Genomic DNA, 14,468 nt, shown 5'->3' with positions numbered 1-14,468 from the left:
TCAATTTGTTTTACACTAAGCGAAAACGTTAATTTTCAAATGTTATGAATGCCACGCCGACTCATCAAGCTTTGCAACCTGAATATCGCCTATTGGTTCTTTTGGTTTCCATTGGCTTTTTTATGCAGGCATTGGATACCACCATTGTAAATACTGCTATTCCTGCAATGGCACATCATTTAAATGAAGATCCATTACGTATGCATAGCGTGGTGGTGGCTTATGTTTTATCTGTGGCGGCCTGTATTCCTTTAAGTGGATGGCTAGCCGACCGCTTTGGTGTCAGAAATACGTTTTTATCAGCAATTGTTATTTTTACACTTGCATCTTTAGGTTGTGGTCTTTCTCAAAGCCTTAATGAGCTTTTATTTTTCCGTGTCATTCAGGGTGTTGGGGGCGCGTTATTACTCCCCGTTGGTCGTTTATCACTTTTAAAAATTATTCCCCGAACTCAGTTCTTAGCTGCCATGAGCCTCATGAGTCTGGCAGGTTTACTTGGTCCTTTAGCGGGTCCAACTCTAGGTGGCTGGCTCGTTGAAGTGGCAACATGGCACTGGATTTTCCTGATTAATATTCCAATGGGTATACTCGGTATATTAATGACATTGAAGGTCATGCCAAATGTAAAAGAGCCTACCGTTAAAACCTTTGACCTTATTGGGTTTGTGCTTTTGGTTGTTGCAATGATTGGCTGGTCATTGGGTATTGAACATCTTGCCTCACGTGAGTATTCAAAATGGTTCAGTATTTCACTGTTAGTTGTCGGTGTAATCGCAACGCTCTGGTATGCCTATCATTCACATACCCATCAAAATGCATTATTCCGCAGCCGATTGTTTAAAAATAAAATATTTGCCATTGGTATTTTAGGTAATTTCTTTGCCCGTTTTGGTGGCAATGCCTTGCCTTTTGTTTTACCGCTTATGTTGCAAGTGGCTTTTGGTTTTGAGCCATTCATTGCGGGTTTAATGATGATTCCACTGGTATTAGGATCGCTTTTTTCTAAGCCGATTGTTAGACCTATTATTCAGAAAATGGGTTATCGCCGCTTTCTGTTAATTAACACCACATTAGTCGGTCTATGTATTGCATCTTTTGCCATTATGACGGTCGATACACCTACTTGGTTTAGAGCCCTACACTTTTTCTTATTTGGTACATTAAACTCATTACAATTTGTAGGTATGAATACACTTACCTTGAAAGATTTGCCTCAACAAGATGCGAGTAGCGGGAATAGTTTCCTATCAATGATTATGATGCTTTCAATGAGTATTGGTGTTGCACTAGCAGGTACCCTCATTAATGTATTTACCGATTACTATGGTACAGCACATGTGACTACCGCCTTCCATGTCACCCTTATTTGTTTAGGCTGTATTAATGTCATTACTGCGCTTATCTTTTGGCAAATTCCAAAAAATACGCCTGTGTAAGCAGTTGCATTTTTAGCATGGTTTCTCGCTCGCGAATCACGCTATGATGTGAGCTTCATATTGATACTGAGTTTTGCATGACCAAGCTGGCAAAAACCTTTTCTACACCACGCTACAACACCCTCATTGGGATTGTTTTAGCTTGTGTTATGGGGGTTCTCACTTACTTCGGTCTGTTCTACCAACAAAAAGCAATTGCTCAAGATTATCCGGTTCAAGGCTTTGATGTTTCTCATCATCAAGAGGATATTAACTGGAAAAAAATATCACCCAAAAAATTCCAATTCGTCTATTTAAAAGCAACGGAAGGCGGTGATTATAAAGATCCAAAATTTCAAGAAAACTGGTTAAAAGCACGCGAACATGGCTTTCATGTTGGGGCTTATCATTTTTACCGTTTATGCCGTGATGGCAAAACACAAGCTGAAAATTTTATTGCAACCGTACCCAACAAAGCTGATGCCCTTCCTCCTGTTATTGATCTGGAATATGACGGCAACTGTATTAATGCACATACCAAAGAACAACTACTTAAAGAAATAGGCATTATGCATGACCGCCTAAAACAGCATTATGGCAAACAGCCTATCTTTTATATTTCCAAAACTTTTTACCACATTGTGTTAATAGGAAGTTTCCCTAATACCCCACTTTGGGTCAGAGATTACGAAGGAAAACCTGAGCTGAAGGACAAGCGAAAATGGCTCTTTTGGCAGCATAGTAATCAAGGTAAAATTGAAGGCATGACCAAGCCAGTAGACTTAAATGTCTATGAAGGTTCAGTCAAAGAATGGCACCAATTTTTACAGCAGCAAGGCATCGTGAAAGCACAATAATATGCGCAAAATCATTCATATCGATATGGATGCCTTTTATGCATCGGTCGAATTGCGAGAGCGTCCTGATCTAAAGCATCTTCCCGTCGTTATTTCTTCGCATCATCCGCGTGCTGTAATTGCGGCAGCTTCTTACCCTGCCCGTGAGTTTGGCTTACGCTCTGCCATGTCCATGAGCCAAGCAAGAAAACTATGCCCTCAAGTTGTTATTATTGAGCCTAATTTTGAAAAATATCGTGCCATCTCGGCTCAAATTCATAGTATTTTTCAACAATACACCACTCTTATTGAACCTTTATCACTTGATGAAGCATACCTTGATGTTACTGAAAATTTAAAACAAATCGCAAGTGCAACCGAAGTGGCTATGCATATTCGGGAAGATATTTTCAGGTTAACAGGACTAACTGCCTCGGCTGGTGTAGCACCCAATAAATTCTTGGCAAAAGTCGCATCTGACTGGAATAAACCGAATGGCCTGTTTGTTATAAAGCCCTCTCAGGTGGCCAGTTTCATTCAGGACTTACCCTTAAAAAAAATTCCGGGGGTCGGTAAAGTTACCCAAGAAAAACTCCAACAGCTTGAGTTACATACGCTGGGTGACTTACAAAAAATTGAAGAAGCTGTTTTGGTTCACCACTTTGGTAAATATGGGCAACAACTTCATTTATATGCTCAAGGTATTGATAATCGCCCTGTTCAAGCTGAACGTGCTCGTCAGCAAATTTCAAAAGAAACTACATTTGATAGTGACTTTACCCTAGCACAGTGCCAACCCTACTGGCATGGCTTAGCCGAAAAAGTCTGGCAAAGCTTAGAGAAAAAGCAACTTAATGCTCGTGGTGTAAATATTAAGCTCAAACTTAAGAATTTCCAGACACTCCAACACAGTAAAAGTTTTAAAAACCCAATTCATTCTCAACAAGACCTGATTCAAGTTTTATTCTTGCTTTTAAATGAGATGCATATTCCCGAAAACTTCCAATTTCGGCTGATTGGTATTGGCGTTTATCAATTACAAACTAAAGCTGACGACTTTCAGTTGTCCTTATGGTAAGTGTTGTTTTTTTATCCAAATGAGCAAGTTTTAAACAAAAACAGTTCCCTTTTGATCAAAATTTGAAGTAATCTAATCAACGCATATTCATTACCCATGTATTTGCAACGTGCCAAAGCAACCTTACTTTCGGCATATCGTCCTGTGATTGGCGTGACGACCAAATCCGAATATTACAGGGCACTTAAAGTACATGGGACTCTACCCATTCTTATAAATCACAACAATAATCTACCGAAATTCCTTTGCACTTGCTTGCGCCTGCCTAGTAACTCTTCATAAAATCAAACTATTCAATAAAGACACTTTAGAGCATTTTTATGACGGTAAAACGTTTACACGTGACTTCACGCTACTGCGAAGTGGCGATTTCAGGTAATTTAGTCCATTTAGCAGGACAACTCGCTGATGACACCAGCGTAGACATTACGGCGCAGACTCAACAAACTTTAGACAATATTGATCGCTTACTTGCTGAAGCAGGAACCGACAAAAGTCATATTCTTTCTGTCATGATTTTTCTAAAAGATATTGAAACAGACTATGCAGCCATGAATGCTGTATGGGACGCATGGATTAGCAAAGAGCATCCACCTGCTCGTACTTGTGTCGAATCTAAACTTTATGCACCTGATGTACTTGTAGAAATGACTGTCGTTGCGGTACTTCCTTAATTCTTATTGATTTTAAGCAATAAAAAACTGAGCAATATTGATCAAGATAGTGCTCAGTTTTTTATGTTTCTAGAAGTTTTAATTTCAGCATTTTATTCAAATCTTCTTTAATGAGTCCTAAAATTAAATTGCTATAACCTCTATTTATAACTTCTAAGACTTCACAAAAGCATTTGAGATTCTTTCTAACTGCGGCGTGGCAGGTAAAGTTGCCATCTCTGATTCAGGGGTTAATAAATCTCTTCTTAAATCATGATAATCAGGCACACTACCATAGCGAAGCACACGATAACCTGCAAGTTGCAATAAACGGCGCTCATATTGCTGATGTGCTCGGCGTAAACCATTTTCCTCAAGCATAACCACCACAAAAACTTGGTAATTTTGATCAAGTACAACAAAATCAGCCGTCATATTTTGATATTTGCGACGTGTGTGAGCATATTTAGTTGTTAATAAAGCATCAAATGAAACATGGGCTAATACGGTAAATTTAGGTAATACTGTTTGTAAACGAGTAAGTGTCATTTGTTCATGACTGCTTAATACGGCGCGGCGCTTTAAAGCACTGTCTTGTTGATGCTTTCTGGAGAGACTTTTTGCCGCCATAACGACAGTCAAAAAGAGTAATAAGATCGTAATTAAATAATACATGGGCCTAATCCTTTAAGTTTTTTATAATGATTTTGCTAGATCACACTTTGTTTTAATTGATAACGACACAGCCGTTTTTTTAAAAGGTTCACTTAGTAATTTCACTTGTAGTTATCAAGCTTGGCTTAAATTTAGCCACCCTCACATTATTTATAATCATAGAATCAATAACAATCAAGTGCAGCTCGTCAGATTTTTAGCATTTATCATTTTTCATTACATTTTTTAGGCTAAAAATTTCAAAAAATCTCACTATACGATTTAAACAAGCTCGTAAAAAACAAAAAAGGCTCTGTTTAAGAGCCTTGTTTATCATTATTTGTGAGCTTTTGACTTTGGTTTACTTTTCCCACCAAACGGTCTCTTCTCACCTGTTTCACGAGGAGGCAAGCCCGTATGCTGAGTAAGTACTTGACCTTTTTGTGGACGCTTCTGATTTGAATGATTATTCGTTTGCTGGTTATTTCGTTTAACCGAATCCCCTGCTACAGACGAGTTTTTCTTACGTGCAGATTTATATTCCCCTTCTGTGTCTTTTGGCTGATAAGTCGGAATTAAATGCTGCTTTGAATTACCAATCAAATCGGCACGGCCCATTTCTTTTAAAGCTTCACGAAGTAATGGCCAGTTATTTGGATCATGGTAACGTAAGAATGCTTTATGCAGACGACGGCGTTTCTCACCTTTTACAATATCAACCTTTTCAGTATAACGAGCGACTTTAGCAAGCGGGTTTTTGCCCGAATAATACATGGTTGTTGCAGTTGCCATTGGTGATGGATAGAAAGTTTGTACCTGATCGGCCCGGAAACCATTCTTTTTCAACCAGATCGCAAGGTGCATCATGTCATAATCTGAAGTACCTGGATGCGCAGCAATAAAGTAAGGAATTAGATATTGCTCTTTTCCTGCTTCTTTACTAAAGCGATCAAACATTTGTTTGAAACGATCATACGTACCAATACCCGGTTTCATCATCTTAGATAACGGGCCTTGTTCAGTATGTTCAGGCGCAATTTTTAAATAACCACCCACGTGGTGTTGCACCAGCTCTTTGACATATTCAGGGTTGAGTACAGCAAGGTCATAACGTAAACCTGAACCGATCAGAATCTTCTTCACACCTTTAATTGCACGTGCTTTACGGTAAAGCTGCACTAAAGGCGCGTGATCGGTATGTAAGTTTTGACAAACGCCCGGATAAACGCAGGAAGGTTTACGACAGTTCTTTTCAATTTCAGGGTCCTTACAATGCAAACGATACATGTTTGCCGTTGGACCACCTAAATCTGAAATAATGCCGGTGAAGTTTGGTGCGGTATCACGGATTTTTTCAATCTCACGTAAAATTGAGTCTTCCGAACGGTTTTGAATAATACGACCTTCATGTTCCGTAATTGAACAGAATGTACAACCACCAAAACAGCCACGCATAATGTTGACTGAGAATTTGATCATATCAAATGCAGGGAAACGCGCATCACCATAAGTAGGATGTGGCAAACGTGCATAAGGTAAATCAAATACATAGTCCATTTCCTCAGTAGTTAGAGGAATTGGAGGTGGGTTAATCCACACATCACGCTCACCATGGCGTTGCACCAACGCACGAGCATTACCCGGATTAGTTTCAAGGTGCAAAATACGGTTTGCATGTGCATAAAGCACTTGGTCATTCGCCACTTCTTCAAAAGAAGGTAAGCGAATAACCGCCAACTCTCGTGGTGGTAATTTGTGTTTAATTGCTTTTGATGGTGCTGGCTTTAATTGAACGATTTGAGTGTCGTCATCGAGTTTGTCGCCTTCACGCACAATCGGATTTGCAACAATCTCTTTTTGGAAATTTTGATACTGAGCTAAAGAATTACCCTTTTCTTTTTCAACCTCACAGCCATCAATATCTTCTGTCATGACATATGGGTTAATAATTGGGTCAACACGCCCAACCGTATCTACATCATTACTCGCAACTTCAACAAACTTTGCTTTTGATGCTTTGTTATGTTTATTAATAATAAATGCCGTACCACGAACATCTGTAATCTCGTGGATTTTTTCACCTTTAGCCAAACGATGCATCACATCAATAATGGCACGCTCACCATTACCATACATGAGTAAATCAGCTTTTGAGTCCATCAAAATCGAACGACGGACTTTATCTGACCAATAATCGTAGTGCGCAATACGACGTAAACTACCTTCAATACCACCTAATAACACTGGTACATCTGGGAATGCTTCACGACAACGTTGGCAATAAACTGTTGCAGCACGGTCAGGACGTTTATTTGGTTCATTGTTTGGAGAATAAGCATCATCAGAACGGATTTTACGATCTGCCGTATAACGGTTAATCATCGAATCCATATTACCTGCGGTTACACCCCAAGCAATCGTTGGCTTACCTAAAACGCGGAAGCTTTCAACATTGGTCCAATCTGGCTGCGCAATAATTCCGACACGGAAACCTTGTGCTTCAAGTACACGCCCAATCACACCCGATACAAATGATGGGTGGTCAATATAAGCATCGCCACAGACTAAAATAAAGTCACATGCATCCCAGCCGAGTTGGTCCATTTCTTCTCGTGACATCGGCAAAAATGGCGCTGGTTCAAAACACGACGCCCAATATTTGTCGTAATCAAACAGCGCTTTTGGCGCAGTTTGCATGGTATAAGCGGTAGACATGGCTTGCGAATCTCGGCTAGCAGATGAAGGAGAGACATCTAAAGATGAAAGCCGATCATTTTAACATGAATTTCATTCATTTTCCTTGTTTATAAAACATACGAAAACAATAATATAGAAATTAATTTGATCAAAGTTTATCCAATATTTTATTCTCAGAATAAATACGGCGGAATAAAATCCGCCGTAGTCTTAACATAATTTATTTATAGGTATTAGAACAAAGTTTTTGGCAAACGAATCTGAATAATCTCGTTATCATCAGCCAGTTTTGCATTACGTCCTGTTGAACCAGGGAAGTTATTGTCATTTAGTACCGTGAGCGTTGTGCCATTTTCAATAATCACATCTTCAATGGTTTCAAATGGGAAAGCAAAAACCTGTCCCGTACCAATATCCCCTGCTCTAGCTGTGCCATACAACATATTCGGGTTAGCAATTTTAATTAAATCGACTAAATCTTCACGACTAACTAGTTGACCTGATTCATTTAATTTAATACGAATTAATTTTTTATAGCCGCCTAAATTATTCTGGGTGGCATCACGTTCAATAATGATCCCTTCTTTATCATTAAAGAGTTGGAAGTCACCAATATTGGTTGCCTTACTGTCTAACTGGAACCAATAATATTTTCCTGTATACGCTTTTTTCTTCACATCAAATTGAGAAATCAATAATTGTCTTTCTGTTTCTCGAATTGATTTAATTGGCTTTTCTATAAGAGGGTAAAGATACTGCCCATCTGGCGAAATCGCCATTCCTTCAAAACCACCACTTTGTTGAACTAGAGGTTCTACAAAATTAATTTGCGCTTTATTAAACTGATTTTGTGGTGAACGTAATTCTTGAGTCGGATTTAACGGATTTGGTAGAGCAATCGGTGCATCTACTAACACGCCATCTGCTGAAAAATGAAGTAAATAAGGTCCAAATTCATCCCCAATCCAGTAGGTCCCGTCACTAGTACGTTGCATTGACTCTGGGTCAAAATCAGCACCCGTTAATAAACGCTCAGGCGTATTACCGTTCACGATATTAAAAGGAATTAACTTGTTTGGATCACGCAATTGAATAAAGCTTTGTACGGTAACTTGCCCTGTACCTTTGGTTTTAGTTTTGAAATCAGGTTTTAATTTATAAATACGAAGTAAAAAGTCTGCTGAATTATCTTGGGTACCAAAGCCATTATCGGCCATTGCCATATAGCTGCCATCTTCATTTTTTAATGCAGCAGAAAAACCTTGTACAGGCTGGCCTTTAAATGGAGGATAAATTCCATTTGCACCTTTTACATATGCACCAGAGTCTGGGCCAGCAGCATAGGTTTCTACAGGCAATTTGGCAAAAGAAATTAAAGTTGGTTCGGTAACGTTTTCAGTAGGTGATGTTTGATCTTGATCGTTATTATCATTACATGCCGTCAATCCTAAACTGGCACAGCATAATAATGCGACTAAAGTTTTTTTGCTCATGATTTTATACAGTTGGTAAAAAATTAAGCAAATTTAATCAAGCTTGTATGAAGTTTTTGCTTCAAAAATATGAAATCTTTATGGCGAAAATATGACAAGCCTATTGTTTAGCACCCAATAGAAAACTGAACTTGTTAGTAAAGCTAATTAAAGTTTTGTTGGCTGATATTCTCCAGCAATTGCTGCTTTCAAAAAGTTCTGAAAAGTTGGGCATTCCATATGATTTTCAGCAGGACATACAGCAGCATGCTGTAATCCTTGACTAATAAAATGTAAACGCTTTGCCATTTGCTCTAGTTGTTCAGCTTTATCTTTTAGCTTTTGCCGATCAAGATCAGGCTTACCATCTTGTCCAAACATTGTAGCGATCTCATTTAAAGAAAAACCCGCAGCACGTCCTAAAGCAATAAGTGCCAGTTGATCAAGCACCTGCTTACCATACTGCCGACGTAAACCTTGCCGCCCTATCGATTTAATTAATCCCTTCTCTTCATAAAAACGTAGTGTAGCAGTTGTGACTTTTGCCCTCTTAGAAACTTCACCAATATCCATAAACATCCTCTTGACTTCAAGTGAACTTGAACTTGCACAATAAATTTATCACGTTTCATACGTATAAAAGCAAGGTGTAAAAATGAATACTTCCACATTATTCTTTCAAGCTTTATGTCTTGGTGTTGGTGCAACAGTCATTATGGATATATGGCTGTTAATACTAAAAATATTTAAGATCCCTACCTTAAATTTTGCCTTTCTCGGACGCTGGGTGGGCTGGATAGTTCAAGGAAAACTCATCCATCAATCTATAGCACAAAGCCCTCAAATTAAGGGTGAATATTTATTGGGCTGGATTGCTCATTATAGTGTTGGGCTAATCTTTGCATTGAGCTTTCTCTCCGTTGTCGGCTCAGATTGGCTCATTCATCCTCAGTTTTACTCAGCACTACTATTTGGTGTAGTCACTGTTCTCATTCCCTTTTTTATTATGCAACCAGCCATGGGTAGTGGTTTTGCTTCGTCAAAAACCCCGCATCCTTTTCTGAACTGTCTAAAAAGTTTACTGAACCATAGCGTTTTTGGCTGTGGTTTATATCTCACTGCAAAACTATTTCAAATTTAGATAAAAAGGAAACTATCCATGAAAACTGTTGCCATTATTTACTATAGTCGCCAAGGGCATACCCAATTTATCGCTCAGCAAATTCAAACTGGTATTTTGAACCATAAAGATATGAAAGCAGATTTACTCAATGCCGAAGATCTTATCGAGAATCCAGAGACTCTTATCCAATATGATGGTTTAATTTGGGGCTCTCCTACGTATTTAGGGGGTGTATCTTCCAAGTTAAAACAACTCATGGATGCAACGGGTCCATTATGGAAAAAGCAGAGCTTTAAAGGAAAACTAGCGGCTGGCTTTACCGTATCTTCCCTTCCCGCAGGTGATAAACAATCGACACTAATTTCAATTTTTACTTTTTGCATGCAACACGGCATGTTATGGGTAGGCAACCCGATTATGCCAGAACAACACCAAGGTATTCCTTATACTCAAGCAGCCAATCGTCTCGGTTCGTGGTCAGGCTTAATGGCTCAGGCTGAACATGGCAGTAATGCCGATAGGTTTGATGAAGGAGATATTAAAACTGCTCAACAATTTGGAGAAAATTTTGCATTAACCTTAAATGCTTATCAAGGAAGATAAGACCATGAAAGCACAGAAGCTTTTATTCCTCTTCATTTTATCTGGAATGATGTCTTTTATAGTTTCAGGTATTTCAACTTTTAAATTAGTGGGACTAAATCATCATTTCCTTTCATTGTGGGTATCGGCTTGGATTATTGCATGGATATTGGCTTTTCCAAGTGTATTGATTTGTGCTCCTGTAGCCCAAAAACTTGTCGACATCGTATTTAAGTAAGTTGATCTGTAAGTTAAAACGTACAAAAATTGCGGTGATTTGCGGATATTCAGCTTTAGTATTATTTCATAATATATGAATCATAGAGAGACAGGATGTCTCATTGAAGAAGAATAAGAACGCAGGAAGCGGTAGTTGACAGGAGTTAGCTACATAAAGCTGAATACGAAGGAACCTCGACAGGATGTCGGGGTTTTTTCATTTCAACTATACAAAATTCTTACTTTTTAGATGTGCTGAGCAACAGAACTAATATTGATCCGATAAGTACGGCTAAATACCATCATTTTATTTGAAACTTCATTATTGGTTTTGTATTTTGCTTACCCCATCTTTAACCCAAAATCGTTTTGAACCATCACAATTACACATTCTTGGTCTGAAATTTCTCATAATTTTCTTGATGATTATCATGACAGGATGTACAAGCTTAGGCCCTAATAGTGGCTCATTTACTTGGCGTTCAAATAAGCTATCATCTGGTTTACAAAAAGCTTATTCCGTTCCACCGAGTACAGCGAATCGATTGTCTCCTATGATTATTCAAAGTGCTGACAAATATAATGTTCCTCCACTTTTACTCGCGGCAGTTATCAGACAAGAGTCGAACTATAATAGTAATGCCCGCTCTCCGACTGGGGCTGTTGGTTTAACTCAAATTATTCCAAGCTATTGGCAACAAACTTGTACTGGTAATTTGTATGATGAATCTACAAATATCCAATGTGGTGCTTATATTTTAAATCATTACTATCAAACCGCAGATAGTTGGTTTAAAGCCACGGCCTATTATAATGTTGGGCCAACAGGATATGAGCGAAGCTTCTGGACCCGTCACAAAGCGAAAAAATATGCTCGGTCTATTAAGCATCATCAAAAAAATTTAAAAAGTGCCTTATAAATAAGCTTAAACAAAAGCCCATCAATAGATGGGCTTTTTTATACGGTTAATTTTATTCGTCAAATAAACCTTCAAATAATACAGAAGACAGATAACGTTCCCCACTGTCTGGCAGAATAACAACGATGGTTTTACCAGCATTTTCAGGACGCTCTGCAATTTTTGCAGCCGCTGCTAATGCAGCTCCACTTGAAATACCTACTAGAATACCTTCTTGGGTTGCACAGTTTCTCGCCCATTGAATTGCTTCTTCGCTAGTCACTGGTAAGACTTCATCCACAAGGTCCAAATCAAGATTCTTTGGAATAAAGTTTGCACCAATTCCCTGAATTTTATGCGGTGCAGGTGTAATGTTCTCACCATTTTTGGTCTGAGTAATAATTGGAGATTCAGCAGGTTCAACTGCTACTGAATACAATGGTTTATTTTGAACCTGTTCAAAATAACGAGAAATACCTGTAATCGTACCGCCAGTACCTACGCCAGCAATCAAGATATCAACTTGTCCACCTGTAGCTTGCCAAATTTCAGGACCGGTTGTGTCTACATGGATTTGCGGATTTGCTGGGTTTTCAAATTGTTGTGGTAAGAAATAAATATCTGGTTGCTCAGTTGCTAATCGTACCGCTTCATCAACCGCCCCTTTCATACCTTTTGCAGGTTCAGTTAAAACCAAATTAGCACCTAAAGCTTTCAGTACTTTTCTGCGCTCAAGGCTCATACTTGCAGGCATAGTTAGAGTAATTGGATAACCTTTTGCCGCAGCAACAAACGCCAATGCAATACCAGTGTTACCACTGGTTGGTTCAACAATGTGCATACCTTCTTTTAATACACCACGTTTCTCTGCATCTGCAATAAGTGCCGCCCCGATACGGCATTTCACAGAAAATGCAGGGTTACGGCTTTCCACTTTTGCTAATACGGTTGCGCCCGTTTTAATCAAACGGTTAATACGTACTAAAGGTGTATTACCAATAGCTTCGGCATTATTGGAATATACCGCGATACCTAAATTGTTAGGAGTTGGAAATTGCTGGTCGGTAGACATGTTATATCCTTATTAAATTTGGAATGATTCTGAACCATTATAGGCTTGTCAAATAAACAAGAAAGTAGAAAAATTAAGCAATATAAAAAGACTCTTATATTAGTATCATGTTGATTTAATTTACTAACTCGATAAATATAGACCAGCATGAAAATAAAATAAGAGGCTCTAAATTAAAGATAATATAAAACATATATTTATATCTTTACAGTACTCATATTTTAGGTGAAAAAGCTTATCTTTCTATAAGATTAAAAATCATGTAGTTACGACTACCAAGGTTCACCCTCTCGCCATTCTGCGCAAATACTATCGTCCTCTGAACAGTGTGATAGTAGATCTTTCATATAGTTACTCAAAGGATATAGCATAATTTCATAGTCATCAGTCAGATAAGTAGATGTATCTTGTTTGATGTACAAATCACCCCACCAAGTAGTCCAACCTAATTTTTTATAAAATGCTTCATTTTCCGGCTGTAATGCAGCAAGTCCATATTCCAAGTCAGTTAATGCTTCAACTAAATGTTTTAATAATTGTGATGCCAGCCCCTTACCTCTCATCGTGTAATCAGTGGTCACATACTCTACATAAGCTGTTTTTACATCGAAGCTACCATTTATAGTAAAAACTCTATCCGTCCATAAGGCATGTGAAACAATTTGATTGTCCAATATACCAAGGACATGGATAGCTTTTTGCATGAAAGCATATTGACTCCATGGATCTTCATCAAAAGCAGAAAAACATAACTCAGCAATCTGATGACGTTGATTTTTATCTAGATCTTGGGCTGTGATAATTTTGAACTGCATAGATGAAAACTCAAGTTTAACTATTTACAGATTAAGCAAATATTGGAATATTCTGAAATGTTTTTTATTACAAGATAATTTAATTGAATTAAGAACCACTATATATCTCAAAATATTATCACTGTGCAAATCTGATTTTAGATCTGTGCCTTGTATTTATTTCACTCAATAAGAAACACCTTCAACTTTTGGTTGAGGATGTTTGAAATAATGGGCTAGTGATTACTTAGTTTCACATGGATAACCCCACACCACCATCATATAGCTCTACTTTTTATTTATTCTTTCATAAAAGCTATTAAATTTACTTTTAATAATTAAAAATTTTTATCTAAAATTAAATTTATTGTATAAGCTTTTGCCGAGTACATTCATTATGCATTGGCCCAAAAGCACAAATAATAGCATCTTTATTAATAGTATCAATAATCCATGCAGCAGTTCCATTACCCCATTTAGCAACTCCCACGGGTAAATAATTTGGTTTATTACTACTTGAGTTTGGAATAATTAATGAACTGCACTCGTTAGATGGCCCATGACTACACAATATAACTTTATCATCGACCGTATCAATAATCCAAGCAACTGAACCACTACCATGCTGTTCAGCCCCTATTACCTTATATCTATTTTGCACAGATTCTTCAGCTTTAACTTCGAAAAAACTCATATTTATAATAAAAAATAATACAACTAAAAGATGTTTATTAAACTTATACATAGGAATTTCCATATTTTATATTTTTATAAATTATACATTTTTGATTTGATGTATATTATCTCTTAAGTTCAAATGTTGTTTCATAATATTTCCACACAAAAAAACACCCCAATCTCTTTCGAGACCGGGGTGTTTAGAATAATGAGCTGGCGATGACTTACTCTCACATGGGTAACCCCACACTACCATCAGCGCTAAGAGGTTTCACTTCTGAGTTCGGGAAGGGATC

At 37.9% G+C, this 14,468-nt stretch carries 15 protein-coding genes, 1 rRNA gene and 1 pseudogene; 8 read left to right on the top strand and 9 right to left on the bottom strand.

What is annotated here, in order from left to right:
- Positions 1-44: 44 nt before the first annotated feature.
- From mdtD to dinB, 3 genes are all read left to right on the top strand, one after another.
- Positions 45-1,436 carry a multidrug transporter subunit MdtD gene (gene mdtD / locus ACG59Z_RS14065; RefSeq protein ID WP_311086999.1) on the top strand — a complete coding sequence of 464 codons (1,392 nt, stop codon included), beginning with the start codon at positions 45-47 and terminating at the stop codon, positions 1,434-1,436.
- Between the two features lie 77 nt (positions 1,437-1,513).
- Complete coding sequence (locus tag ACG59Z_RS14060) at positions 1,514-2,272, top strand: glycoside hydrolase family 25 protein (protein ID WP_263612719.1); 759 nt, start codon at positions 1,514-1,516, stop codon at positions 2,270-2,272.
- A 1-nt stretch (position 2,273) separates the two neighbouring features.
- Complete coding sequence (gene dinB, locus ACG59Z_RS14055) at positions 2,274-3,329, top strand: DNA polymerase IV (protein ID WP_212285677.1); 1,056 nt, start codon at positions 2,274-2,276, stop codon at positions 3,327-3,329.
- Between the two features lie 58 nt (positions 3,330-3,387).
- On the opposite strand, the pseudogene ACG59Z_RS14050 reads toward dinB, so the two are convergent.
- Positions 3,388-3,450: pseudogene (locus ACG59Z_RS14050) on the bottom strand (hypothetical protein); the annotation flags it as partial.
- A gap of 199 nt (positions 3,451-3,649) precedes the next feature.
- Between ACG59Z_RS14050 and ACG59Z_RS14045 the strand changes: the two are divergent.
- Entirely contained in the window at positions 3,650-4,003 is a 354-nt protein-coding gene (locus ACG59Z_RS14045) for a RidA family protein (protein WP_004711002.1), read from the top strand.
- A gap of 153 nt (positions 4,004-4,156) precedes the next feature.
- Here ACG59Z_RS14045 and ACG59Z_RS14040 read toward each other — a convergent pair whose 3' ends face one another.
- From ACG59Z_RS14040 to ACG59Z_RS14025, 4 genes are all read right to left on the bottom strand, one after another.
- Positions 4,157-4,657: a DUF2726 domain-containing protein gene (locus ACG59Z_RS14040; RefSeq protein ID WP_311078089.1), complete on the bottom strand. Its 501-nt coding sequence runs from the start codon at positions 4,655-4,657 to the stop codon at positions 4,157-4,159.
- Positions 4,658-4,972: 315 nt separating this feature from the next.
- Positions 4,973-7,351 (bottom strand): YgiQ family radical SAM protein, encoded by a 2,379-nt coding sequence (locus ACG59Z_RS14035; RefSeq protein WP_400199862.1) that lies wholly within the window; start codon positions 7,349-7,351, stop codon positions 4,973-4,975.
- A gap of 215 nt (positions 7,352-7,566) precedes the next feature.
- Entirely contained in the window at positions 7,567-8,826 is a 1,260-nt protein-coding gene (locus tag ACG59Z_RS14030; protein WP_400199861.1) for an esterase-like activity of phytase family protein, read from the bottom strand.
- A gap of 147 nt (positions 8,827-8,973) precedes the next feature.
- Positions 8,974-9,378, bottom strand: a complete 405-nt coding sequence (locus ACG59Z_RS14025) for a helix-turn-helix domain-containing protein (RefSeq protein ID WP_174723867.1) — start codon at positions 9,376-9,378, stop codon at positions 8,974-8,976.
- Between the two features lie 82 nt (positions 9,379-9,460).
- Between ACG59Z_RS14025 and ACG59Z_RS14020 the strand changes: the two genes are divergently transcribed.
- The 4 genes from ACG59Z_RS14020 to ACG59Z_RS14005 all read left to right on the top strand — a co-directional run bounded on the left by ACG59Z_RS14020 (position 9,461) and on the right by ACG59Z_RS14005 (position 11,649).
- Positions 9,461-9,946, top strand: coding sequence for a DUF2938 domain-containing protein (locus tag ACG59Z_RS14020; protein ID WP_400199858.1), 486 nt, complete (start codon positions 9,461-9,463; stop codon positions 9,944-9,946).
- 18 nt (positions 9,947-9,964) lie between these two features.
- On the top strand, positions 9,965-10,531 hold the full coding sequence (locus ACG59Z_RS14015; protein ID WP_400199857.1) for a flavodoxin family protein: 567 nt from the start codon (positions 9,965-9,967) through the stop codon (positions 10,529-10,531).
- Between the two features lie 4 nt (positions 10,532-10,535).
- Complete coding sequence (locus ACG59Z_RS14010; protein ID WP_004699330.1) at positions 10,536-10,748, top strand: DUF2798 domain-containing protein; 213 nt, start codon at positions 10,536-10,538, stop codon at positions 10,746-10,748.
- A gap of 403 nt (positions 10,749-11,151) precedes the next feature.
- The gene (locus ACG59Z_RS14005) at positions 11,152-11,649 is read left to right on the top strand and encodes a lytic transglycosylase domain-containing protein (RefSeq protein WP_400199855.1); all 498 of its coding nucleotides are present in this window, start codon (positions 11,152-11,154) and stop codon (positions 11,647-11,649) included.
- Positions 11,650-11,701: 52 nt separating this feature from the next.
- On the opposite strand, the gene cysK is transcribed toward ACG59Z_RS14005, so the two are convergent.
- The 4 genes from cysK to rrf all read right to left on the bottom strand — a co-directional run.
- Positions 11,702-12,700 (bottom strand): cysteine synthase A, encoded by a 999-nt coding sequence (gene cysK / locus ACG59Z_RS14000; RefSeq protein WP_400199853.1) that lies wholly within the window; start codon positions 12,698-12,700, stop codon positions 11,702-11,704.
- 272 nt (positions 12,701-12,972) lie between these two features.
- On the bottom strand, positions 12,973-13,515 hold the full coding sequence (locus ACG59Z_RS13995) for a GNAT family N-acetyltransferase (RefSeq protein WP_400199851.1): 543 nt from the start codon (positions 13,513-13,515) through the stop codon (positions 12,973-12,975).
- A gap of 343 nt (positions 13,516-13,858) precedes the next feature.
- On the bottom strand, positions 13,859-14,239 hold the full coding sequence (locus ACG59Z_RS13990; protein WP_400199849.1) for a hypothetical protein: 381 nt from the start codon (positions 14,237-14,239) through the stop codon (positions 13,859-13,861).
- Between the two features lie 144 nt (positions 14,240-14,383).
- Positions 14,384-14,468, bottom strand: a 5S ribosomal RNA gene (gene rrf, locus ACG59Z_RS13985); the annotation flags it as partial.

The organism is Acinetobacter sp. ABJ_C1_1, from assembly GCF_044684115.1.
Lineage (GTDB): Bacteria > Pseudomonadota > Gammaproteobacteria > Pseudomonadales > Moraxellaceae > Acinetobacter > Acinetobacter nosocomialis_A.
This window is presented reverse-complemented; position numbering and strand designations above follow the sequence as displayed.